The sequence below is a fragment of the Trueperella abortisuis genome (assembly GCF_030811095.1).
Lineage (GTDB): Bacteria > Actinomycetota > Actinomycetes > Actinomycetales > Actinomycetaceae > Trueperella > Trueperella abortisuis.
Genome location: NZ_JAUSQL010000001.1, coordinates 1,553,341 through 1,576,421, shown reverse-complemented (window position 1 = coordinate 1,576,421; position 23,081 = coordinate 1,553,341). Strand labels below are relative to the sequence as shown.

The 23,081-nt window shown below is 64.0% G+C and carries 20 protein-coding genes and 3 tRNA genes; 12 read left to right on the top strand and 11 right to left on the bottom strand.

The annotated features are described in order from the left end of the window. The first annotated feature begins 15 nt into the window (after nt 1-15). Nucleotides 16-777, top strand: coding sequence for a fumarylacetoacetate hydrolase family protein (locus J2S45_RS07130; RefSeq protein ID WP_307634971.1), 762 nt, complete (start codon nt 16-18; stop codon nt 775-777). Between the two features lie 177 nt (nt 778-954). Beyond that, nucleotides 955-2,721 (top strand): hypothetical protein, encoded by a 1,767-nt coding sequence (locus J2S45_RS07125; RefSeq protein WP_307634970.1) that lies wholly within the window; start codon nt 955-957, stop codon nt 2,719-2,721. A gap of 118 nt (nt 2,722-2,839) precedes the next feature. Here J2S45_RS07125 and J2S45_RS07120 read toward each other — a convergent pair whose 3' ends face one another. Next, complete coding sequence (locus J2S45_RS07120; RefSeq protein ID WP_307634969.1) at nt 2,840-4,000, bottom strand: MalY/PatB family protein; 1,161 nt, start codon at nt 3,998-4,000, stop codon at nt 2,840-2,842. A 34-nt stretch (nt 4,001-4,034) separates the two neighbouring features. On the opposite strand from J2S45_RS07120, the gene gltX reads away from it, so the two are divergent. Beyond that, nucleotides 4,035-5,534, top strand: coding sequence for a glutamate--tRNA ligase (gene gltX / locus J2S45_RS07115; RefSeq protein WP_307634968.1), 1,500 nt, complete (start codon nt 4,035-4,037; stop codon nt 5,532-5,534). Nucleotides 5,535-5,591: 57 nt separating this feature from the next. On the opposite strand, the gene J2S45_RS07110 is transcribed toward gltX, so the two are convergent. Further along, the gene (locus tag J2S45_RS07110) at nt 5,592-6,668 is read right to left on the bottom strand and encodes a hypothetical protein (protein ID WP_307634967.1); all 1,077 of its coding nucleotides are present in this window, start codon (nt 6,666-6,668) and stop codon (nt 5,592-5,594) included. A 137-nt stretch (nt 6,669-6,805) separates the two neighbouring features. Here J2S45_RS07110 and J2S45_RS07105 point away from each other — a divergent pair. Next, nucleotides 6,806-6,877, top strand: a tRNA-Gln gene (locus J2S45_RS07105). A 43-nt stretch (nt 6,878-6,920) separates the two neighbouring features. Beyond that, nucleotides 6,921-6,993 (top strand) — tRNA-Glu (locus J2S45_RS07100). Between the two features lie 126 nt (nt 6,994-7,119). Here J2S45_RS07100 and J2S45_RS11140 read toward each other — a convergent pair. From J2S45_RS11140 to J2S45_RS07085, 4 genes are all read right to left on the bottom strand, one after another. Beyond that, a complete protein-coding gene (locus tag J2S45_RS11140; protein ID WP_407702506.1) occupies nt 7,120-7,281 on the bottom strand; it encodes a transposase in 162 nt (53 codons plus the stop codon). A 21-nt stretch (nt 7,282-7,302) separates the two neighbouring features. Continuing rightward, a complete protein-coding gene (locus tag J2S45_RS07095) occupies nt 7,303-7,641 on the bottom strand; it encodes a hypothetical protein (protein ID WP_307634303.1) in 339 nt (112 codons plus the stop codon). Between the two features lie 138 nt (nt 7,642-7,779). Then, nucleotides 7,780-8,469 carry an IS1/IS1595 family N-terminal zinc-binding domain-containing protein gene (locus J2S45_RS07090; protein WP_307634304.1) on the bottom strand — a complete coding sequence of 230 codons (690 nt, stop codon included), beginning with the start codon at nt 8,467-8,469 and terminating at the stop codon, nt 7,780-7,782. A 100-nt stretch (nt 8,470-8,569) separates the two neighbouring features. Then, the gene (locus tag J2S45_RS07085; protein WP_307634966.1) at nt 8,570-10,027 is read right to left on the bottom strand and encodes an IS1182 family transposase; all 1,458 of its coding nucleotides are present in this window, start codon (nt 10,025-10,027) and stop codon (nt 8,570-8,572) included. A 326-nt stretch (nt 10,028-10,353) separates the two neighbouring features. Here J2S45_RS07085 and J2S45_RS07080 point away from each other — a divergent pair. Then, nucleotides 10,354-10,426 (top strand) — tRNA-Glu (locus J2S45_RS07080). Between the two features lie 135 nt (nt 10,427-10,561). On the opposite strand, the gene J2S45_RS07075 is transcribed toward J2S45_RS07080, so the two are convergent. Then, nucleotides 10,562-11,728, bottom strand: a complete 1,167-nt coding sequence (locus tag J2S45_RS07075; RefSeq protein WP_307634965.1) for an IS1249 family transposase — start codon at nt 11,726-11,728, stop codon at nt 10,562-10,564. Nucleotides 11,729-11,929: 201 nt separating this feature from the next. After that, complete coding sequence (locus J2S45_RS07070; RefSeq protein ID WP_307634964.1) at nt 11,930-13,954, bottom strand: M3 family metallopeptidase; 2,025 nt, start codon at nt 13,952-13,954, stop codon at nt 11,930-11,932. A 184-nt stretch (nt 13,955-14,138) separates the two neighbouring features. Here J2S45_RS07070 and J2S45_RS07065 point away from each other — a divergent pair, with 184 nt between their 5' ends. From J2S45_RS07065 to J2S45_RS07040, 6 genes are all read left to right on the top strand, one after another. Continuing rightward, on the top strand, nt 14,139-14,786 hold the full coding sequence (locus J2S45_RS07065; RefSeq protein ID WP_307634963.1) for a class II aldolase/adducin family protein: 648 nt from the start codon (nt 14,139-14,141) through the stop codon (nt 14,784-14,786). Nucleotides 14,787-15,005: 219 nt separating this feature from the next. Next, nucleotides 15,006-16,571 carry a xylulokinase gene (locus J2S45_RS07060; RefSeq protein WP_296931507.1) on the top strand — a complete coding sequence of 522 codons (1,566 nt, stop codon included), beginning with the start codon at nt 15,006-15,008 and terminating at the stop codon, nt 16,569-16,571. A gap of 13 nt (nt 16,572-16,584) precedes the next feature. Next, on the top strand, nt 16,585-17,628 hold the full coding sequence (locus tag J2S45_RS07055) for an NAD(P)H-dependent glycerol-3-phosphate dehydrogenase (RefSeq protein ID WP_296931505.1): 1,044 nt from the start codon (nt 16,585-16,587) through the stop codon (nt 17,626-17,628). Between the two features lie 15 nt (nt 17,629-17,643). Further along, nucleotides 17,644-18,678, top strand: coding sequence for a zinc-dependent alcohol dehydrogenase (locus tag J2S45_RS07050; protein WP_307634962.1), 1,035 nt, complete (start codon nt 17,644-17,646; stop codon nt 18,676-18,678). 161 nt (nt 18,679-18,839) lie between these two features. After that, complete coding sequence (locus J2S45_RS07045) at nt 18,840-19,622, top strand: DeoR/GlpR family DNA-binding transcription regulator (RefSeq protein ID WP_270975239.1); 783 nt, start codon at nt 18,840-18,842, stop codon at nt 19,620-19,622. Between the two features lie 230 nt (nt 19,623-19,852). Then, nucleotides 19,853-20,260, top strand: coding sequence for a hypothetical protein (locus J2S45_RS07040; RefSeq protein WP_307634961.1), 408 nt, complete (start codon nt 19,853-19,855; stop codon nt 20,258-20,260). Between the two features lie 6 nt (nt 20,261-20,266). Here J2S45_RS07040 and J2S45_RS07035 read toward each other — a convergent pair whose 3' ends face one another. Genes J2S45_RS07035 through J2S45_RS07025 form a run of 3 tightly spaced genes read right to left on the bottom strand, consistent with a single transcriptional unit; the run spans nt 20,267 to nt 23,013 of the window. After that, nucleotides 20,267-21,136, bottom strand: coding sequence for an LD-carboxypeptidase (locus tag J2S45_RS07035; protein WP_296931503.1), 870 nt, complete (start codon nt 21,134-21,136; stop codon nt 20,267-20,269). After that, entirely contained in the window at nt 21,136-22,281 is a 1,146-nt protein-coding gene (locus J2S45_RS07030; RefSeq protein ID WP_307634960.1) for a glycosyltransferase family 4 protein, read from the bottom strand. The genes J2S45_RS07035 and J2S45_RS07030 overlap by 1 nt, the downstream gene beginning before the upstream one ends. 6 nt (nt 22,282-22,287) lie before the next feature. Further along, nucleotides 22,288-23,013, bottom strand: a complete 726-nt coding sequence (locus tag J2S45_RS07025; RefSeq protein ID WP_270975243.1) for an IclR family transcriptional regulator — start codon at nt 23,011-23,013, stop codon at nt 22,288-22,290. Nucleotides 23,014-23,081 lie beyond the last annotated feature (68 nt).

Here is a 23,081-nt window from a genome sequence, read left to right as displayed (position 1 = left end):
CGCTAGGATGGGCGTATGAAGATCGCGCGACTTTCTCTGGATCAGGGCCCTCGCTTCGCCGTCGTCGACGAGGCCACCGGCAACTATCACGTGCTTGCGGACGACCCTCTGTATGCCGGGATCAACCCGACGGGACAGGTCGTCTCCGCGAGCGACGCCAACCTTGTGGCGCCCATGCTCCCGCGCTCGAAGGTGATCGGCTTCGGCGATAATTACAATCGCCCCGACTACCGCCCGGATCCGGCCGCGGTTCCGACCACCTTCTTGAAGCCGAACACCGCCGTGGTGGGGCCGAACGTGCCGATCGTGGCGCCGGCGTGGTCGGGGAACATCATCCACGAGGCCGAGCTCGCCGTCGTCATTTCCCGACTATGCAAGGATGTTCCGCTCGAGCGTGCAAACGAGGTTATCTTCGGTTACACGGTGGGCAACGACGTCGCGGACGGGCTCACCCAGAAGTCCGACTTGCAGTGGGCGCGGGCCAAGGGCTTTGACACCTCCTGCCCGATCGGTCCGGTGATCGTCACAGCCCTGGATGTCTCGGATTTGGAGATCACGCTGTCGGTGGACGGCGAGGTCAAGGGGAGGGGCACGACGGCCGACCTAGCCCGTTCCGTCCCGGAGCTTGTTGCGCTCGCCTCGTCAATGTTCACGCTCCTGCCTGGCGACATCATCCTTACGGGTGCCGCCTTCCCGTCGATTCCGGCGGGCCCGGGCATGGAGGTCGTGTGCTCGGTGGAGGGGATCGGAGATCTGCGCAACCCTGTCACGCAGTGAATTGGCGGCGAAGCTCGCGGGCCGCACCGATCTGAGCTAGCCGGAAGGCTCAGAGCGGAGCGGGGTGGTTTGCGGGTCGCAAGGGCGAATTCGATACCTGGGTATGACGTCGTCAGCACCAACCTCGATGAAGTTAGGGTAGCCTTACCTACGCAATTTCACGACGAAAGGAATAGCATGCGACGAAAGATCGCCTCGGCAGCCTCCGCAGCCCTCCTCATCGGGGGAATCGCCATGCCGGCCACCGCCACAGCGGCCGAGACATCCCCGTTTGATTCGGATCTGAGCAGTTGGCTGGCTCCGGGTAGTCAGCCACCCGCCGAGAAGGAGACCGCGTCCCCGAGTGGGGACGATTTGAGTAGTTGGCTCGCTCCGACCCCGAAGCCCGCGACGCCTAAGACTCCGGAGGATAAAGCCCCAGAGTCAAAGAAGGCTGAGTCGACGGAGCCGGCCGCTCCCGAAGCGGGTCATTCGGATCTAAGCGAGTGGCTCGCTCCCGGCTCTTCGAAACCGGCCGACCCAGAGATCAAGGCCCCCTCCGGAGACGACTTGGGTAGCTGGCTGGCTCCGAGCACCCCCAAGCCGCAAGACCCGAAACAGGGTGAGCCCAAGGCGGGGGAGAAGGCATCCGACACTCCGGTCATCGCCGAGCTCGCCTTCGGCGAGACTCAGCACGGCCGGACCCTCAGCTGGAAGGTCGATGGCTGCTCCGTCCTGAATAAGAAGACGGTCAAGGTCTCTCTTTCGCGCGGCACCGAGGCGCTCACTGTCCGGGGACAGTCGCGCAAGGAGAGCACGAACGCCTCCACATGGCCCGCCGGCACCTATACGCTCACCGCGAGGTGCGTCAACATGCGCGACGGGAAGGAACTGGGCAAGGTCACCAAGGACGTCGAGCTGACGAGGTCGAACATGTGGGTGAGCTACTCCGGCGACCCGCTCTACGGCCTCGTGCCTAACCCCGGCGAACGCGTGACGCTCACCACCCACGCCCCGGCCAACGCTTTGCCCATTAAGGCCGGGCCGTACGAGCCGGGCGAGACCGTCGTCGTAAGGATGTCCTTCGGCGAGGCAGAGGCCACCGAGATCACCCGCGCCAACGCCGACGACTCCGGCCATCTGACGCTCGACCAGTGGCTACCGCAGCGCCCGGCCGGCGCCAAGAGCTTTACGCTTGTGGCCCAGGGCGAGAGCTCCAAGCGAGCCACCACCTACACCGGCACGCTGATCGACAGCCCGCGTTCCGCGTTTGAGATCGTGGGTGTGGAAGGGCGGACGGTTAAGGTCGGGCCGACGGCGATGGAGCCGAACGCCTCCGGCTTCACCGAGCCCGGCGCGCTGCCCGCCTCGGTGCTTGGGCCAGACGGGAATGAGATCGCCAAGGGCGAGCTGACCGTCGACGCAAAGGGCGCGATCGGCGGGTCCGTCACGCTACCCGATGGAGACCTCCCGAACGGCCGCTACACCCTGCGCGTGCTCTCGCCTCTTGGCATCCGCGGCTACCACGCCGACTACTTTGTTGTGAAGAACAACGTCGTCTATCGGGGCTGGGCAATCCCGGCCGACGACGTCGACACGCCCGCGCCAGGCGCGCAGCCCGGTCAGCCGGAGGCGCCTGAGGGCGGCAATGCCGGCAACCCCGAAGGTAAAGACAAGCTTGAAGGAGACAAGGAGCAGGCGCCGGCACCTGAAACGGATACGGCCGTGACCCCTAGCCCTGATCAAAAGGTTGGCTCCAAGGAGCATAAGGCCGGCGCCCAAGCTCCGATGGTCGATGGCACGACGCAGAAAAACCCGGTTGTCGCATCGGCCCCGGCTAAGGCGGGCAAGAGCGAGAAGAGCCTGGCCCACGCGGGCGCCGGCGTCGTCGGCCTCGGAGCCCTCGGCGCGGCGGTGACGGCGCTCGGAGCGCTTCTTGTGAGGCGTTGTCGCAGCGAAGGATAACGATCGCACTGTAAAAGCCGCAGGAGGCAACGCTCGTCAACTCTAGCGTCGCCTCCTGCGGCCCACCGTCGCATCTACTCGGGCCGGTGCGCCCTAGCTGGTGGGCGGCCAGCCACGGCTACAGCCCGAGCGCCCGGTCGATCTGTTCGATCGCCTGACGCAGGACCGGGCGCGGCGTGGCGAGGATGGCGCGGGCATGCGCGGCGTATCCGGCCCCGCAGGACGCGCCGGGCGTCATGGCGACTCCGGCGTTCGCGCCCAACCACTCGGCTACCGGCTCGCCGACGGCGCCGGCCTCGATGGCGCCGGCGAAGTCGAGCCAGGCGATGTAGGTACCCTCCATGTGCTCCATGGTCACGCCGGGCCAGCGCTCAACGGCGGCGGCGAAAAGGTCACGGTTGCCACGCACATAGTCGACGACGTCGGCCATCCACTCCCGACCGTCGCTGTAGGCGGCCACTGCGGCGGCCGAACCGATGGTGGAGGTCATGCTCTTCGCCCACCCCAGCGACGGCTCCAGACGTTTGGCCAGCGCGGGGCTCGGCACCACCAGCTGGGCGCACTTGAGTCCAGGGATATTCCACCCCTTGGAGGCGGCGATCGCCATGACGGTGTGGGCCGCGGTCTGATCCGAGATGGAGGCGTAGGGGACGTACTCGCCGTCGAGGACGAAGGGAGAGTGGATGTCGTCGGAAAAGACGACGGCCTCCGGGAAGTCGCCCACCACCGCGGCAAGTGCCTGCAACTCGGCGCGCGAATACACCCGCCCGGTGGGGTTGGAAGGATTGACGAGGATAAGCATTCGAGCGCCGGCCTCAAAACCGGCACGGATCCCGTCAAGGTCCAGCTGGAGCTGGCCGCCCACCGGCACCGACGGAACCTCGATGAGCGGCCGACCCATCGTCGGAACCAGCTCGACGAAGCTCATGTAGGCCGGGGTGGGCAAGATGACGGGCGAGCCCGGCGTCGTGAGCGCGTCGATGACGAAGCGGGCCGAGGAGACCACGTCCGGAACGGCGTGGACGGCGTCGGGAGAGGGCGAGAAGTCACAGATGGAGGAGATCCACGCGGCGGTGGCCTCCGCCAGCGCTCGCGAATCGGCGGCCGAGCGGTAGCCGATGCCGGGCAGGCCCGCGAAGCGGGTGAGGACGTCGCGGACAGCGGGCGCGATTCCAAGGTCCATCTCAGCGACGAACATGCCGATCTGATCCGGGTGGGCGCTCCACTTGAGGGAGCCGGCGGCGCGTAGCTGGTCGATGGTGATCTGATCGAAATTCATGTTTCTACTCTATCCAGAGTAGCCTTAAGACACTATGAGCACTTCACATTCATCCGTCCGCGTCCGCTTCTGTCCGTCTCCCACCGGCATGCCGCACGTCGGCATGGTGCGCACCTGCCTGTTCAACTGGGCCTACGCCCGCCACACCGGCGGCACCTTCGTGTTCCGTATCGAGGACACGGACGCCCAGCGTGATTCCCAGGAATCCTTTAACCAGATCATCGACTCCCTGACCTGGCTCGGCTTGGACTGGGACGAGGGCATCGGGGTCGGCGGCCCGCACGCCCCCTACCGGCAAAGCGAGCGCATGGACATTTACAAGGACGTGGCGGCGAAGCTGCTGGAGGCGGGATACGCCTACGAGTCCTTCTCCACCCCGGAGGAGGTTGAGGCCCGTCACCGCGCGGCTGGCCGCGACCCGAAGCTCGGCTACGACGGCTTCGACCGCGACCTGACCGAGGCACAGAAGGAGGCCTTCCGCGCCGAAGGCCGCGCACCGGTGCTGCGCATCCGCATGCCGGACGAGGACGTGACCTTCACGGACCTCGTGCGCGGCGAGATCACCTTTAAGGCCGGCTCGGTGCCCGACTACGTCATCATGCGCGGCAACGGTCAGCCGCTCTACACGCTGACCAACCCGGTAGACGATGCACTCATGGAGATCACCCACGTGCTTCGCGGTGAGGATCTGCTCTCGTCCACCCCGCGCCAGATCGTGCTGTACGATGCACTCAAGGCCATCGGCGTGGCGAAGGAGACCCCGTTGTTTGGCCACCTTCCCTACGTCATGGGGGAGGGCAACAAGAAGCTTTCCAAGCGCGACCCCGAAGCCAACCTCCTCCTGCACCGCGACCGCGGCATGCTCCCCGAGGGCCTGCTCAACTACCTGGGCCTGCTCGGATGGTCGATCGCCGCGGACCGTGACCTCTTCAGCCGTGAGGAGATGGCACAGGCCTTCGACGTGGCCGACGTCAACCCCAACCCCGCCCGCTTCGACGACAAGAAGTGCGTGGCCATCAACGCCGAGCACATCCGCATGCTCGAGGTGAGCGATTTGCGCGACCGTCTTGTGCCGTTCTTGAAGCGCGAAGGCATCATCGACGCCGAATCCTACGCGGCCGCCGACGTCGAAGAACGTCGTCTCCTCGACGCCGCCACCCCGCTCGTCCAGACCCGTATCCAGCTCCTCGGCGAGGCGCCCGCGCTCATGGGCTTCCTCTTTATCAGCGCGGGCGAGATCGAGTACAACGAGAAGGCCGTAGCCAAGCTTCGCGACTCGGCACCCGCCGCGCTCGACGCCGCTATCGCAGCCTTCGAACAGATCTCGCCCGAGTCTTGGGACGTCGACGCCATCAAGGCCGGCGTCGACGAGCACGTGGTCGCCGCCCTCGAGCTCAAGCCGCGCCTGGCCTTCCAGCCGCTCTTCGTGGCCGTGACGGGCACGAACGTGTCATTGCCCGTGGTCGACTCGATGGCGATCCTCGGAAAGGACGAGACGCTCGCGCGCCTGCGCCGCTTCCGCGCCACGCTTTAGGCTCTCCGAGGCAGGGGCGGCTCGCCCGGGTCGCCCTGCCTTCTACCTGGCTACCTTCTACCTGGCTACGGGGTCGCGCACATACAGTGTCGATCCCGGCGTCCAGCCCGTGATCATGCCCGTGCCCTCGCCGGCTGCGGCGCGGATGCGCAACGGCACGTAGCCGACCTCGAGCGCGGCTGGTACTCCCAGGCGCACCCCGTCCCAGTCGCGGGCGAGGGCCTCCCAATCGATGACGTAGTCAATTGGAGCCTCGAGACCCGCCCATTCGTCGTAGAGCTGCGGGTCTCCCGCGAGCCGGATGGGGTAACGCGAGATGAGCGCGGCGGCGTCGTCGGTGCTAGTGATCTCGTAGACGCGCAGGTCCTCGCGGATGAGGGCGGCGCGGTGGTTGACCTCGAAATCCCCGGCGTCGTCGCCGTAGACCTCACACGTGGAGACGATAGCGACCTCGGGGTTGGGGACGAAGATCTCGGGGTTGACGGGGTCGTAGGCGATCCACATCTCGCGTGGAGATTGGGAGGCAATCTCCCACTGGTAGTCGCTGAGGCTGGGTTCGCCGGCGCGAATGTTGCGCCGAGCCCTGCCGGGCTCGGCGGCCACGTAGGCGACGGGGTGGGCGCCCCACGGAACGGTCTTGAGAAAGCGGGCCAAGAGCGCGTCAGTGGTCGCGCGCTGTACGGGTGTGGCAAGCGAATCGACGCAGATCAGTTCGAAATCGCCGAAGGCGTAACCGACCGTGGCGTCGCTGATCGCGCATTGAACATCGGCGGGCGTGATCGCGCCGGCCGCGTCGGCGGCCGTCAACCAGGCGATCGCGGCGGCGTGGTAGGCGCGGATGAAAGCGGTGACCTCCGGCAGTGACGAGGCCGCGGTCGGGATCTGTGGGAGGTCGTCGTCGGCCACATCGCCAACGAATCGAGTGAGCAGTGAGGAGTTGGCGGTGGGTATCGCCTCGACGAAGGGCACCTCGGGTAGCCACCGCGCCCAGGCGGGACGCGCGCCGGGATCATCGAGCAAGAAGCGCGCGTTGTAGATGAGTCGGCGGGCGACTGCGCGGCCAAGGTGACCGGGGAAGACCTTGACTCGCGAGGGACCCCAGGGGAGCGTGCGTGGCTCGCGGCGGATTCTCATACGTCTCCTTCCATGGCAGAAACATTGGGGTCAGTATAGTCGACAGCCGGCGTGATTCCCTTCACGTCCGGAAATTTGCGTGGAGGCATGCGCCTGCGTAATATATCTATTCGTTGCACTCCTGAGGAGTAGCGCCATGGGGTATGGTGTAATTGGCAGCACGAGTGATTCTGGTTCATTTAGTCTAGGTTCGAGTCCTGGTACCCCAGCGAAACCGCGAGTTCGCTCGCTGGTTCACCCGCAAGGGATCAGGCCCCGTTCGTCTAGCGGCCTAGGACGTCGCCCTCTCACGGCGGTAACACCGGTTCAAATCCGGTACGGGGTACAGATTGGGGCTGTATCACTAGTCCTGTTTGGGATGGCTGGAAGCGTGTTGAGGCTTCCAGCCATCCCTTGTTTTTGTTGCGGGGGTGCTGGCTTGGGCTTGTGGGGTGAGCCTGGGCCCCTGGCCTTAGTTCTTGTTGGCTTGTTCGTGGTGTTGGTTGGCGATGTGTGCCTTTCTTATGTTGTGTCCGATAGCAATGAGGCGAAATTCGAGGGCGACTTTCTTCAACGAGCGCAAGGTGAAGCGTGTGAAGTGGTGGTTGCGTTTGAGGGTTAATAGACAAAAAATGTGTCTTATCCGGGCGTGTCGTTAGTGTCCTGCCCAGCCTTGGTGGATGGTCAGGCCGTCGTCCCAGGGGGCTTGGGTGTTGATGGCGTTGTCGATGTAGGCTGGCCCGTCGGGCTCAGGTTCGGGTTTGGGCTTGGTGGTGGCGGGGGTGTTGTTGATGAACGTGGCCAGGGGTTGGGGGTCGATGGAGCGGGTGTAGAGGAAGTAGTCCAGGGCGGTCTTCATGTGCTCTTCGGATAGGCCGCGGTGGGCTCGTAGGTAGGTCTTCAGCACGGCGTTCGTCCCGCCTTCTAAGGAGTTCGTGGTTGAGGCCAGGGGGCTTGTCGCGCCTGTGGTGGGGTCGAGGTAGGTAAAGAGCACCCCGGCCTTGACGTAGCCGTCTAAGGCTCTGACCAGGCGCCTGGTGGCGTGGTGGGTATACCACCAGGACTTGTTGTTCTGGGCAAAGCGCGGGATCTGTGAGGGGGCGACAGTGGCCTTGTAGGTGCGTTCGGCCAGCTAGGTGTCGTAGAGGGTGTGGAAGGCTGCGAGGCCTTTTTGCCAGGCGATGGCTTGGTCGGCGGTGGTGATCTTGGTCAGGTCCAAGGCCAGTTTGTATAGGGCCTTGTGCTGGTCGGTCTTGGGGCGGGTGGTGGTCAGGGTGCGGATGTTGCGCTGGATGTGGACTAGGCACCGTTGCAGGCGGCTGGTAGGCCAGCAGGCCTTGATCGCGGCCAGGGCCCCGCGGTCCCCGTCGGTGGTGACCACGGCCGGAGCAGGGATACGCGACAGTAAGGCCGTGTAGGCGGCTTTGGATTCTTTGGCGCATAGCTGGTAGGCGATAACACCGTCAGTGGTAGCCGCCACCAAGACGCACCAGCCGTGAGCGATGTAGGTCCCGTCGATGAAGATCTGGTCATGAACCTCTCCGGTGATGTCCCAGATCGGGCGGGTATCCCAACACCAAGCGTGATCGCGATCCCACGTCCGAGTAGAGCCGGTTAGGCGACGTTTGGGTTCAGTGTCGGTAATGAATTCAACGAATTCGCGGAACTGTTTTTCGCGTTGCTGACGCCGATGAGTGCTGGTGAAGCTGTGGCCACAAGCCGGGCATCTCCAGCGCTGCCGGCCAGCACTCGTTGAGCCGTTCTTCTTCGTGGCGGTCTGACAAATCGGGCAGCGGCGGGCGTGCGGGTTTGGTCTTCTCACCCCATGCACGTAACCGGGCAGATGTCAACGAAGCAACCACTTTCAGCGTCTCAACCTTAAGAACCCTGACTTTCTCTTATTACACCAACGAAAAACTCGATCATAAAACACATTTTTTGTCTATTGACCCGCGTTTGATGTCTCCGAAGACTGTTTCTACGTCGGTTGAGCGTTGCTTTCTTAGCCTTTTTCCTTCTTCGGTTCTTAGTGCTTTGGTGGCTTTGTCTTTGTAGGCCTGGGCTGATGGGTTGATACTGATTTGACGGCAGGTCTTTGGGTTATCTGATCTGATGCATTTGGCTCTAAGCGGGCAGCCTTCACATGAGCGACATCGGTAAAAGCGTGCGGTGGAGGGGTAGCCAAGGGTGGTTGTGGTGGTGCTTTCACGGTTGAAGGCCAGGGTTTGGTTATTGGGACAGGTGTAGGTATCACTGGCTTGGTCGTAGGGCCAATTAGCAATCCTGAAGGGGTCTTCACGCCATTTCTTATTCCTTGTCAGGCGGTAGAACTCATTGTGTTTGACCAGGGCAAGGACGTTGTGTTCTTCGAGGTAGGCATAGTTTTGTTCTGAGCCATAGCCGGCGTCAGCAACCACGATTGGGGGTAACTTACCCATTGCTTGCTGAAGGTGCTCACAGTGGTCAATCATGCACGCGGTATCGCCGGGACGTTGATGGACGGTGGCATCAATGATGAACTGACCACTGGTACCCACTTGGATGTTATAAGCAGCTTTGAGTTGCCCATTTCCCATGTGATCATCTTTCATGCGCATGAAAGTAGCATCGGGGTCAGTCTTCGAATACGACCCGCGCGATCCAGCGATCTTTTCCTGGGTCTCGTACTTTGCCAGCCTGGGAGCCCATTCCTTTTCGATGAGCCGATTGGTTTGCTTTAAGGTCTTATCTTTTGGGTTATCAGCAAGGCGCTGGCTAATACGCTGACCTACCTCCTTTAACACCGTTGAATCGATATGCTCAGGCTGAAGCTGTCCACCGCTTTCTTCATCAGCCTCCAGCTGGTTAATTGCGGCCAAGTGAGCGTGGATCTTGGTTTGCAAATTCGTCTTATAACGCGCAGTGGATTTCGACCACACGAAGGAAAACTTATTAGCATTGGCCTCGATCTTGGTCCCGTCAAGGAAATAGGTTGATAAGTCGATATAGCCTCGATCAGCCAGTAGCTGGACGACCTGGGTAAAGATCTGTTCGAAGACTGGTTCAATACGTGAAGACCGGAAGCGGTTGATCGTGTTATGCGAGATGGGCTGCAACCCGGTAAGCCACATCGCATGCAGGTCCTTCCTTGTGGCCTGGGCGATCTGGCGAGAGGAGTAGATGCCACTGGCATAGCAATACATCACCACTTTGAGCAGCATCACCGGATCGTAGGCCGGTGCTCCGCCTCCGGGGTAGAGACCATCGATGAGTTCACGATCGATATGGTCCACGATCGCGTCAACGACTCGTACGAGTGCGTCTTGGTCGATGAGCTGTTCAATATCAGGGGGAAGCAGCATGGGTTGATGCTGAAAAACTGGTCGGAAACGCTTGTCCATCACGCCCTCCTTACACCCCTCATTTTACCCGGAAGCGTTGCTATTCCGCGGAAAAACACCCATCAGGAGGGGTGTGAAAAAGTGGGAGTCGACCCCAAAAAACTGAAATCGACTCCCACTTTCAATAGGGCTTTTGATACAGCCCCTTTTGCGTGTTGAGTCGGCCGACGCGTTCCCCGGCGCGGATCTGCCGGGCTCGCCCTGACGAGCCGGTCCGTTAAACTGTGAAGTTCAGTCGCACGATGCATGTGATAGAGGTCGCGCCGAGCTAGTTTTTCTCTTGACTACTCGTTGTGTAAAGTGAAACCCGACGATCTTTCGTCAAGGCCCCGTTCGTCTAGCGGCCTAGGACGTCGCCCTCTCACGGCGGTAACACCGGTTCAAATCCGGTACGGGGTACAGATTGGCTCCGAGCGTTGGCTCGGAGCCTTTTGTCTGTCCTATAGCCCCGGTCCGGAAGGAAACCCGTAGCGTCCGGCACGTCGGGGGCCCGCGGGTTAATAGACAAAAAATGTGTCTTATCCGGGCGTGTCGTTAGTGTCCTGCCCAGCCTTGGTGGATGGTCAGGCCGTCGTCCCAAGGGGCTTGGGTGTTGATGGCGTTGTCGATGTAGGCTGGCCCGTCGGGCTCAGGTTCGGGTTTGGGCTTGGTGGTGGCGGGGGTGTTGTTGATGAACGTGGCCAGGGGTTGGGGGTCGATGGAGCGGGTGTAGAGGAAGTAGTCCAGGGCGGTCTTCATGTGCTCTTCGGATAGGCCGCGGTGGGCTCGTAGGTAGGTCTTCAGCACGGCGTTCGTCCCGCCTTCTAAGGAGTTCGTGGTTGAGGCCAGGGGGCTTGTCGCGCCTGTGGTGGGGTCGAGGTAGGTAAAGAGCACCCCGGCCTTGACGTAGCCGTCTAAGGCTCTGACCAGGCGCCTGGTGGCGTGGTGGGTATACCACCAGGACTTGTTGTTCTGGGCAAAGCGCGGGATCTGTGAGGGGGCGACAGTGGCCTTGTAGGTGCGTTCGGCCAGCCAGGTGTCGTAGAGGGTGTGGAAGGCTGCGAGGCCTTTTTGCCAGGCGATGGCTTGGTCGGCGGTGGTGATCTTGGTCAGGTCCAAGGCCAGTTTGTATAGGGCCTTGTGCTGGTCGGTCTTGGGGCGGGTGGTGGTCAGGGTGCGGATGTTGCGCTGGATGTGGACTAGGCACCGTTGCAGGCGGCTGGTAGGCCAGCAGGCCTTGATCGCGGCCAGGGCCCCGCGGTCCCCGTCGGTGGTGACCACGGCCGGAGCAGGGATACGCGACAGTAAGGCCGTGTAGGCGGCTTTGGATTCTTTGGCGCATAGCTGGTAGGCGATAACACCGTCAGTGGTAGCCGCCACCAAGACGCACCAGCCGTGAGCGATGTAGGTCCCGTCGATGAAGATCTGGTCATGAACCTCTCCGGTGATGTCCCAGATCGGGCGGGTATCCCAACACCAAGCGTGATCGCGATCCCACGTCCGAGTAGAGCCGGTTAGGCGACGTTTGGGTTCAGTGTCGGTAATGAATTCAACGAATTCGCGGAACTGTTTTTCGCGTTGCTGGCGCCGATGAGTGCTGGTGAAGCTGTGGCCACAAGCCGGGCATCTCCAGCGCTGCCGGCCAGCACTCGTTGAGCCGTTCTTCTTCGTGGCGGTCTGACAAATCGGGCAGCGGCGGGCGTGCGGGTTTGGTCTTCTCACCCCATGCACGTAACCGGGCAGATGTCAACGAAGCAACCACTTTCAGCGTCTCAACCTTAAGAACCCTGACTTTCCCTTATTACACCAACGAAAAACTCGATCATAAAACACATTTTTTGTCTATTGACCCCACGTCGGGGGCCCGCCGTCGATTTACGACGCCGAGCCCCCGCGACGCTCCTGTCCTGCGAACAGCTGCGGTTAGGCGAGCCCGCGGCGCTCAAGCAGCGCCTCGGCGCGAGGCTTGCGTCCGCGCACGGCCACAAATGATTCCATGGGATCACGGGAATTGCCGCGCGAAAGCAACTCGGAAGCGAGCTTGCGCCCGGCAGCTCGGTTCAGCCCGCCGTCGGACTCGATCGCGGCATCGTTGCGGAACCAATTCTCCAGGTCAGCAACCAGCACCTCAGCCCACATGTACGAATAGTAGCCGGCGTCGTAGCCGCCGCCGAAGGTGTGGGCGAAGTAGGCGGAGCGGTAGCGCGGGGGCACGAGCTCGTGGAAAATGTGCATCTGCCGCAACGCTCCTTCCTCGAAGGCTTCAAACTCGGCCACGTCGGTCGGCACCTCGTCCGGGCGAAGCCGGTGCCACGCCTGATCGAGGAGGGCAGCGGCGAGGAACTCGGTGGTGTCGAGGGCCTGGCCGAAGGTCGCGGCCTCAGTGAGCTTGCGCGCCATCTGTTCCGGCAGCGGCTCGCCCGTCTTGTAGTGACGGGCGTAAGAGGTCATAACCTGCGGGTTATAGGCCCACATTTCGTTCAGCTGGGAGGGTAGCTCGACGAAGTCGCGCGGAACTTCGGTTCCGGCCAGCGAGCGGTACGTCGTGCGGGTGAGGATGCCGTGGAGGGCATGCCCGAACTCATGGAACACGGTGATGACGTTGTCCCAGCTCAGTAGGCACGGCTCGCCGTCGGCGGGCTCGGGGAAGTTACAGTTGTTGAGGATGACCGGCCTCAAACCGTCGTGTGCCGAGCCGTCCACAGCTGGGTTCATCCACGCCCCACCCGACTTGCCCTTGCGCCGGAAATAGTCGGCCTGGAACAGGGCGATGCCCTCCCCGGACTCGTCGAAGACCTCCCACGTCTTGCACGAATCCACCCAGCCCGCGATGTCCGGGCGGGGCTTAAAGGTCAGGCCGTAGAGCTTGCCGGCGGCGAAGAAGATACCGTTTTCCACCACGTTGTTCAGCTCAAGGTAGGGTTTGAGCGCCTCGTCGTCGAGCCCGAGCTCGCCGCGTAGCTTCTCCTGGTAGTAGCTGTAGTCGGAGGCCGTGAGAGTGACGCGGTCGGCGGCGGCAAGCTCGTCCAACTTGACCCTGTCGCGCTCCACAGCTGCCAGCGCCTTCGGTGCCACGGATCCCAGCAGGTCCACGATCGCCTGTGAGTCCTTCGCCATCCCGGCGTCGGCCACGGCCTGCGCGTGATGCGGGTAGCCGAGCAGTTCGGCACGCTCCGCCCGCAGGCGGGCAATCTGAAGCACGAGCTCGCGGGTGTCTGAGGAGGCGTGGGCGCCCAGGCCGCGGCTGAGCGAGGCCTGAAGGACGGCCGCGCGGGCCTCCGGCTTCTCGAGCGCCACCTGCAGGGTCTGATTGGTGAAATTGTCGAGCGCGAAGCGGTACGTGCCGTCGTCCTGACGGGCGGCGGCCAGCCGTGCGTCGTCGACCCCGGCCACGTCGTCCGGGCCCAGCACCGCCGCGTTGTCGTCCATCGCCTTGATCACGCGCTGTGAGAATTCCACCTCGAGGGTAGACAAGCGCGAGTCGAGGTCGCGAAGGCGCGCCTTGTCGGCGTCGTCGAGTGTGATGCCGGAGCGCGTGAAGGAATCGAGCTCCTCGGTGATGTAGCGAACGGTCTCGGGATCGAGGCCGGTGCGGTCGATGGCGGCGAAGCGGTCGTAGATGCGCCTGTCGAGGCGGAAGGCGTTCGCGTGCTCCGACAGCAAGGGCAGCACCTCGGACTGTACGGCGTCGAGCTCGTCGCCGCCGATCGAGCTCATGAGCGTGTAGGCGGCGTTCAGGGCGAGGGCGAGGGGCAGGCCGGCGTCCTCGAGTGCATCGACCGTGTTGGCCACGGTGGCGGGCTCGGCATTCGTCGCGATCTGCTCCCAGGCCTCACGCTCGGCGGCCATGAGCTCCTTGAGAGCGGGCACGATGTGGCCGGGCTTGATGGCGCCCCAGTCGGGGACGTTGTAGGGGAGTGCAGATCGGGAAAGCAATGGATTAGTCATGGCACGATTCTACGGGCGCCGACGCCGCTACGCCCAGTTGCCGAACTCAGCTGAGCCCCTGCTCATACGTGCTTTCCTGCCGCACCCACGTCCGAGCTGGCCGCGGGCGTGAGCTGCGTCCACTATCGTCGGATTTACGGACACAGATGCCGCACCGCCGCGGCGTCAGGTAAAGGAGCTCAGCATGATGTACGAAAAAGAACGTCAAGAAGTCGTTGATACCTGCCTGTTCATGGTGAAAGAAAAGCTTGTGGTCGGCACCGCCGGCAACGTCTCGATCCGGATCGGAGATCACGTGGTCATCTCGCCCTCGGGCGTCGATTACGCGACGATGACGGCGCAGGACGTCGTCGTCTACGACATGGACGGCCACCACGTCGACGGCGTTCTCAACCCATCTTCGGAGCTTCCCCTCCACATCGCGGTCTACCGGGCGACGGACGCGAAGGCGATCACTCACAATCATGCCTACGCCTCTACGGCGCTCGGTCTGGTGGTCGATGAGATTCCGCCGTCGCACTACTATTCGACCATGTTCGGCGGTGTGGTGCGGGTGGCGCCCTACGCGGCGTTCGGCACGGATCAGCTTGCCAAGAACGTCGCCGCTGCTCTGGAGGGGCGCACGGGGGCACTCATGAAGAACCACGGGGCCATCACGATCGGCCCGAACCTGAAGAAGGCTGTCGATCTGCTGCCCATCCTCGAATACCTCTGCGAGATTCAGTTGCGAGCGATGGCCACCGGCGCCCCGATCGCCCTTCTCGACGACGCGCAGATCGCCGAGGCCCTGGCCGGCATGGCGAACTACGGCAAGCAGCCCGGGCGGGAATAAGCGCACAGGGCGCCAAGTCGGCGTACAGAATTGAGGGAGTTCAGCCCCGGCCGTGCCAATGCAAACGGCCGGGGCTGAAAATTTAACAATAGAACACGGGTTCTGCACGTTTGTTCAACATTCTTTTTTGGTGGAATTATCATTCATGAGTGTTAGTGTTGATAACTAGCGCCGGTTTGTCCCAGCCGGTCGGATTCAAAGGAGAATCAGGAGAACACCATGACCAAGTTAAACGCGGCCGATGGCCCGCTCGTCATCGCAGTTGACTCGTCCACGACGTCGTCAAAGGCCATCGTCGTCGATGTTGAAGGAAACGTGATCGCGCTCGGTAAGCGCGAGATCCCACTACGCACCCCTCACCAGGGATTCGGCGAGCACGACCCCGAGAACTGGTGGAGTTCGACCAACGCCGCCGTCGCGGAGGCACTCTCCCGCCTGTCGATGGCCGACCGCAGCCGGATCGCGGCCATCGGCATCACCCACCAGCGCGAGTCTTTCGCACCCTTCACCGCGGACGGTACGCCGCTGCGCAACGGCATCCTGTGGCTCGACATCCGCGCGGCCGACCAAATCCAAAGGTACGGCAGCCCCGAGATCCACCAGCTCTCCGGCAAACCGGCGGACGTTACTCCCGCGATCTACAAAATGGCGTGGGTCAAGGAACACGAGCCCGAGATGTGGGCCAGCGCAGACAAGATCGTCGACGTCCACGGCTACCTCGTCTTCTGCCTGACCGGCAAGTGGAATTCCTCGGTCACCTCCGCAGACTCCCTGGGTCTGTTTGACATCGAAAAGCTCGACTTCTCCGACAAGCTCATGGACATCGCGGGCGTCACGCGCAGCCAGATGGCCAAGCTCTACAAGCCCGGCGAGGTGATCGGGTACGTGAAGAAGGACGTGCGCGAGTTCTGGGGCATCTCCCAAGAACTACCCGTCATCTCGGGGCTAGGTGACGGCCAGGCGGCAGGCGTCGGCGCCGCGGCGGTGGACCCCGAGGTCGCCTACCTCAACATGGGCACGGCGGTCAACGCAGGCGTGACCGCAAACAAATACCAGTACGGCGAGGTCTTCCGCACGCTCGCCGGCGGCATCCCGGACACCTACGTCCTCGAAGTCCTGCAATCCTCCGGCGCGTTCCTCACCACCTGGTTCCGTAAGCAGTTCGGCAACCCCGCCCTCAACGGAGGCCCCGATCCCGAGCTGGAGGAAGCTGCCGCGGCCCGCACCGTCGGCTCCGGCGGCCTCGTGACCCTGCCCTACTGGAACGCGGTGCAAAGCCCCTACTGGGAGCCGATCGCCCGCGGCGCCGTCGTCGGCTGGCGAGGCACGCACGGGCGCGGCTCGATGTACCGCTCCCTGCTCGAGGCGATCTCAATGGAGATGGCTCGCTCGCTGAACGCGCTACAGGAGGCCACAGGCACGAAGCTGACCACCGTGCGCGCGATGGGCGGCGGCCTGCGCTCCCAGCTATGGCGCCAGATCATGACCGACGCCATCGGCCTGCCCATGACGGCGTGCAAGGAAGACGAGATCTCGGCGCTCGGCGCGGGCATCGTCGCCATGTCCGCCACCGGCGTCTTCGGCGATCACTCCATCGCCACGGCAGCCAAGCACATGGCCCAATTCACCGACTCCACCGAGCCCAACGAGGAAAACCACAAGATCTATGCCGAGCTCGGCGAGATCCAGGGGCGCCTGTACGCGGACCTGAAGGAGACCAACGATCAACTCCATGAGTTCGCACGCCGCTACCCGGATGCCGAAGTGTCCAACGAAGAAGAATAGGAAGGGAACAGATATGCCATCCATTGCAATCCTCGGTGCTGGAGCCATGGGCTCCGGTCTGGCCAACGCGCTCGTGCGAGCGGGCTGGCAGGTCAACCTGTGGGGAACCTGGCTCGACGACCACCTCATTGACGCGATCGAGGCGGGCAAGCCGCACCCGCGTATCGACGTCGTCATCTCAGATAAGGTCACCACCTTCCGTTCCGACGATCTGGCCAAGGCGATGGACGGGGTCGACGTCGTCGTGATGTCGGTCGCGTCCGTGGGCGTGCCGAAAGTGGCCGAGCTGGCCTTCGACGGCATCTCGAAGGCCAAGGCGCTGTGGCTGACCACGAAGGGCTTCCTGCCTGCCGAGGACGGCACCATTGAGCTGCTGCCCGTGGGTTTGCGCCGCATGGCTGCGAAAGCCGGGGTCACGCTGCCGCCGATCGTGGCGATCGCGGGCCCGGTCAAGGCCAACGAGTGCGCGGCCAACGAGCCCACGGCCACAATCTTTGGTTGCCGGGACTACGACGTCGCCCTCACCTATGCCCGTCAGGCGCGCTCGGAGCACTATGCCATCGAAGCCTCCGACGACGAGGTCGGCGTCGAGCTGTGTGCGCCGATGAAGAACGTCTACGCCATCATGCTCGGCATCGCGGACGGGCTGGAGGAAAAGACTGGCCATCCGCATCACAATCTCAAGGCGGCCACCTTCGCCCAGGGTGTGCGGGAGATGTCGATCCTGTCTGTGGCGCTCGGTGCGAAGGATGCCACCGCCTACGGCCTGCCGGGCGTGGGCGACCTCGAGGTGACCGGCCTGTCCGGGCGCAACAAGGTCTACGGCGTGCGCATTGGCCGCGGCGAGGGCGCAAAGGCGGCGCTGAAGACGATGGAGGAGCTCGAGCAGACCGTGGAGGGCGTGCCCGCCATTCCGCTCGCAATCAGACTCGTCGAGCAGACGGGCGGCGTCAAAGACCGCCTGCCGCTGCTGTATGCAGCCGAACGGATCGTCTACCAGGACGACCCGGACTACGCCAACGTGTTGGCCCGAGCCGTGCTCCCCGCACGCCCGTAACAAGGAGGAGAAACCATGCGCGCATACATGTTTTACGGTCCCGGAGACCTTCGCCTCGAGGACATCGAGCCGGGTAGGCCAGGGCCGGGCGAGGTCGCCGTCGAGGTGAAGGCGGCCGCCACCTGTGGCACCGACCTCAAGTCCTACCGCCGTGGGCACCCCACCCTGTTTCCCACGCTTCCGGCCAGGTTCGGTCACGAGTTCGCCGGCGTCGTCACCGAGGTGGGCCAAGGCGTGACCGACTTCGCCCCGGGCGACCGCGTGGTCGCGGCAAACACCGCGCCCTGCGGACACTGCTGGGCCTGCTCCATCGGGCGGGAGTCCCTGTGTGAGAACCTTGAATACTTGAATGGCGCGTTCGCCGAGCAGATCGTCATCCCCAAAGCGATCGTCGAACGCAACACCTACATGATTCCAGATTCGCTCTCCTTCGAAGCCGCAGCGCCACTGGAGCCGCTGTCGACCGTCGTCCACGGCATCTCCGAGTCCGGCATCACGCTGGGCGACACGGTTGTGGTCAACGGCGCCGGCCCCATCGGACAGATGTTCATCAAGCTCGCCCAGCTGCGTGGAGCGAGCGTCATCTCCGCCGACCGCTCCGAGGGCAGGCTCGCGCAGGCTGAGGCGGCCGGTGCTCGCACCGTCAACCTCACTGGCCTGGAGAGCCCGGAGGAGTGCGCCGCGAAGATCACCGAACTCACCCCCGGCGGGCGCGGCGCTGACGTGGCCGTCGAGGCGGTCGGCCTGCCTCAAGTGTGGGAGCAGACCGTGCACTGCCTGCGTCCGGGTGGCACCGCCGTCCTCTTCGGCGGTACGCCCAAGGGCGCTCCGTTCTCAGTGAACTCCTCGGACATGCACTACAAGGAGTACACGCTCAAGGGCGTCTACCACCACCAGCCGCGCTACGTGAAGATCGCGGTGGAGCTGCTGTCCACGGGCAAGTTCGACGGCATGTCCCTGTGTAGCGAGGTGCGCCCGCTCGAGGCCCTCGTCGAATCACTGGAGGACATGGCGCAGGGCAAGGGCTCGAAGTACATTCTTCGGCCCTGACGTCCTGCTCTCTGAGCGCCGCCGGGCCACGCGTGTCTGGCGGCCGGCGAAAGGTGTGGCGGGTTCCTCTCCCCGGCACACCTTTCGCCGCTTTGAGGCGGGCGGCGATACGATGGCAACGTTCAATAGCAACGTTCAATAGACGACACGAAGGAACCTCAGTGGCACAACTCAGCAAGAACGATCGCCAACAGTTGCTCGCGGAACACGTGCTCAACGCCGGTACGGTTCGGGTGGAGGATCTTCTGAAGCTGGTTGACGCTTCATCCATGACGATCTACCGTGACCTGTCTGAGCTGGAGAACGACCGCGTCATCGTGCGCTCGCGCGGCGTGGTGAGCGCGGTTGCGACGTCGTTGAGCGAGACCTCCATGAAGTACCGCCTCACCCAGGAGGAGGCGGCCAAGGAATCCCTGGCTCCCGAGTTCAAGGACTACATCATTCGCGGCGCCTCCATCGTCTGCGACGATTCGTCCACCGTTTATGCAATCCTCAAGCACTTCACCGATGTCGGCGGGCTGACCGTAATCACGAACAACTGGTCGATCATCCAACTCGCGGGTACGGTCCCGGACTGGGAGCTCGTCACCCTGGGAGGCCGCTATCACCGCCACCTCGACGCCAACTACGGGCCCGAGGGCATGAAGGCCTTGCGACACATGCGCGCCGACCACGCCTTCATCTCCGCGGCGGCAATCTCCGACGGCGTCGTTTACCACCCCTACCCGGAGGTCGCCGAGTACAAGGCCCTCATGCTGACCTCCGCGGCTCACTCGCACCTGGCGGTCACCGCATCCAAGTTCGAACGCAAGGCGCTCTATCAGGTGGCTGACACCGCCGACTTCGACAGTGTAGTGGTCGATTCCGACACGCCCGACGACGTCGTCGCCCGACTTCGCGAGCGTGGCGCGACTGTTCGCGTGGCTGGCAAGCCGGCGGTCTAGGCCGTGTTATGGGTTGGCTAATCCTTCCCTTCAGGGGACGAATCGAGCCTCATCTTTCTCTATTTCGTAGATGAGGCTCGATTCGTCCCGGTTACGTCGAGCATCATGCCGTGACCGTCGCCGACCACCCGGCCGATGCCTGAGTAGCCGCTCGACGTTGATGCGGTCAACATCGCTTTCGTAGACCATTAGTCGGATATCGGGTGATTTCGGTGTGTCAGAATACTCCCATGGGCATGCTGTTAGATATCATCATCGACTTCTTCGTCGACGCCGTGCTGCCAGACACGTTTGAGTCCTTCAGCCGTGCCAAGCCCGCCACGGGTGCTACGAAAATCGCTGCCTTCGACGCCGGCGAGGGCTCGCTCATCACCGGCCAGGTCGTCGAAGCGCGGCTTAAGGGGCACGGCAAGACCAAGGCGCTCGTGATCGACCCTGACGCCGTCTTCCTCGTCGCGCTCACTGACCGCCCTAGCCGTGGAGCCATCGAGCTCTCGTCCCTGGCCACCATCGCGGGCCGCCTGTACGCGATTCCTTCCGTCGTTTACAAGGCCACCGAAGCCATGTGCAAGCCCATTCGTGGCCAAAAACGTCCGACTAAGGAGGACTTTGACCGCGTGGCCGCTTTCATTCGCTAATGACCACTAGCCGATGGTGACGGGCGCCGCGGAGCGCGAGTGCCCGATCTCAGGCGCGTGCCAGATCTCCAACCCGGTGATTTCCTGGAGCGTTGCGGTCACGACGTCGCGTTGCCCGGCCGCGTCGATGTGCGTGAATTGGCCGAGGATGAGGCCCGCAGCGCCGCGGAAGAGTCCGAGCTGGCGCAGCTGCTCGGCGTAGGTGGCCACCGCCTCCAGACTGGTCGCCATGCCCTCCAATAACACCAGGTGTCCTCCGCCAGGGGCAGGCCACCAGCGTGTCCCGCCGAGTTTGGCGAGGCAGCGCACGTTGCCTCCGATGATCGGCAGGTCGGGCAGTTCATGGTCGCACGCCGGCCGGATCCGCCCGCCGGCGAGGATCTGCGCCACGTCCTGAGGGCCGCGCTCGAGCGCGGTCCACGGATTCCAAAGCGTCGCCGTCCGCCCCGTCCCGGCCGCTCCCGCCCTGACGGTCGGGGAGCCGCCAGAACCGGATGCGACCAGCGCGTTTACCACGACGCTCAGATCCGAGTAGCCGGCGAACGGCTTCGGATTATCCGCCACGATGTTCCAGTCCACCCACCCGAGGACCTCGTTGGCGAGGTCCCCTCCGGTGATGTCGAAAATGGCGTCGACGGCGGCGTCGGCAAAGAGCTCGGTGAGCAGCTCAGCGCGCACGCGCGGGTTCACGCGCCACACGCGCCCGCGCTGACCCGGTGCTACATCGACTCGCTGCTCGTGCCCAGAGAAACGCTCCACGTACCTCGCATCCACGCGATGCCCCGCGCGCTCGAACACGCCGACGAGGTCGGCCAGCCGCTGCGCCCGCCTTTCTGAGATGGGGTTCGAGGAGGCGCTCAGGCCGATTCTCGCCATCAGGAAAGAGCCTCGATGAGCGGCTTTGCCACGTCGGACCAGCGCCACTCGTCGTCCACCCAGCGTTTGCCGGCCTCGCCCATGGCAGCGGCACGCTCGGGGTCTTCGAGAAGGTAGTCCAGGGCGGCAACGATCGCGTTGACGGAGCGGCCGTTGACCACCAGACCCGTGCGCCCATTTTGCACCGCCTCGGGCGCCCCGCCGGAATCCCCGGCGACGACGGGTAGCCCCGCCGCGTAGGCCTCCAGGTAGACGATGCCGAGTCCCTCGATGTCGAGGCCCGCACCACGTGTGCGGCACGGCATGGCGAAGATGTCTCCCAGCGAATAGTGGGCCACGAGCTCGGCGTAGTGCACCTCGCCCGTGAAAATGATGGAGGCTGACACGGGCGAGGACTGCGCCATCTCCCGCAACCGCTGCCCGTAGGGCCCCTTGCCCACGATCACAAGCTTGGCCTGCGGGTGGCGCGCCACAACCGCAGGCCAGGCGTCGATGAGCCGGTCCTGGCCCTTGCGTTCCACAAGCCGCGAGATGCACACGACGACCGGCGCCTCGCCCAGCCCGTAGCGATCGCGTAGCTCACGGCGCGCGCGGGCATTGAACGCGAACATTTCGGGGTCGATCGCGCCATGTAGTTGCATGATAGGCGTGTCACCGATGAAGGGCTTGAGTCGGGCGAGCGTAGCCTCGGTCAGGTAGGTGACGAGGTCGGCGTCGCGGAAGACCTTGCGCAGGATCTGCCGGGCGCCCGGGATCATTGACCAGCCGATCTCGTGGCCGTGCGTGGTGGAGATGACGCGGTCGGCGCCGGCGGCGTGGGCGGCGCTCGCCATGACGCCCAGCGGTGCTGCGGCCCCGAACCACACGTTCTTCACGTCGTGCTCGCGGATCAGTTGCTGCATCTGACGGCGCACGGTTGGCGTGGGCAGCATCATGGTGCCGGGGTAGCGCACGACGTCGTAGGGCTGCTTGGCGTCGTATTGCGCGGCGAGCGTCGGACCCGCCACTGCGTCGGCGTCCGGGGGAGTGGAGGCGTAGACGAGGAGCTGGTCCGGGTCGAGTTGGCCGACGAAGCCTTCGAGGAAGGTTTGAATGCCGCCGGCGCGCGGTGGGAAGTCGTTGGTGACGAGGAGGGTCTTACGCATGGCTGGCTAGAACTCGGAGCGCTTGAGTACTTCGGTGAGCCGATTTGCGGCGGTGACGACGGCGGCGGCGTGGTGGCGCCCGGGCTGGCGGCCCATGCGCTCGACGGGCCCGGAGATCGACACGGCCGCGATGACGCGCCCGGACGGTCCGCGCACTGGCGCCGAAATCGAGGCCACTCCCGGCTCGCGCTCGCCGATGGACTGGGCCCAGCCGCGGCGCCGCACGGCGGACAGAACGGTGGCGGTGAACTCGGCGCCGTGCAGGCCGCGGTGGAGCTTGTCCGGCTCCTCCCAGGCGAGTAGCACTTGCGCGCCCGAGCCGGCGAGCATGGACAGGGTGGCCCCTACGGGGATCGAATCGCGCAGGCCCATCGAGCGGTCGGCGGCGGCCACGCACACGCGCACGTCGTTTTGGCGGCGGTAGAGCTGGGCGGACTCGCCGGTGTGATCGCGTAGTGCGGTCAGGACGGGGTTGGCCGCGGCGAGCAGCCGGTCCTCACCGGCTGCCGAGGCGAGCTCGGACAGGCGCAGGCCGAGGGTAAAGCGTCCTTGCATGTCGCGGGCAACAAAGCGGTGATATTCTAGAGCCACGGCGAGCCGGTGGGCTGTCGGGCGTGCGAGGTGTGTGGCTTGCACCAGCTGAGCCAGGGTCAGTGGGCCAGATTCGAGCGCGTTAAGTACAAGCGTGGCCTTGTCGAGAACGCCGACGCCGCTTCCGTTTTGCTTGTCCATGCAATGATCTTCCCATCTCACAGGGTGAGATGCAAGTGATCGTGGGTGACAGCCCCTTAAAGTGAAGG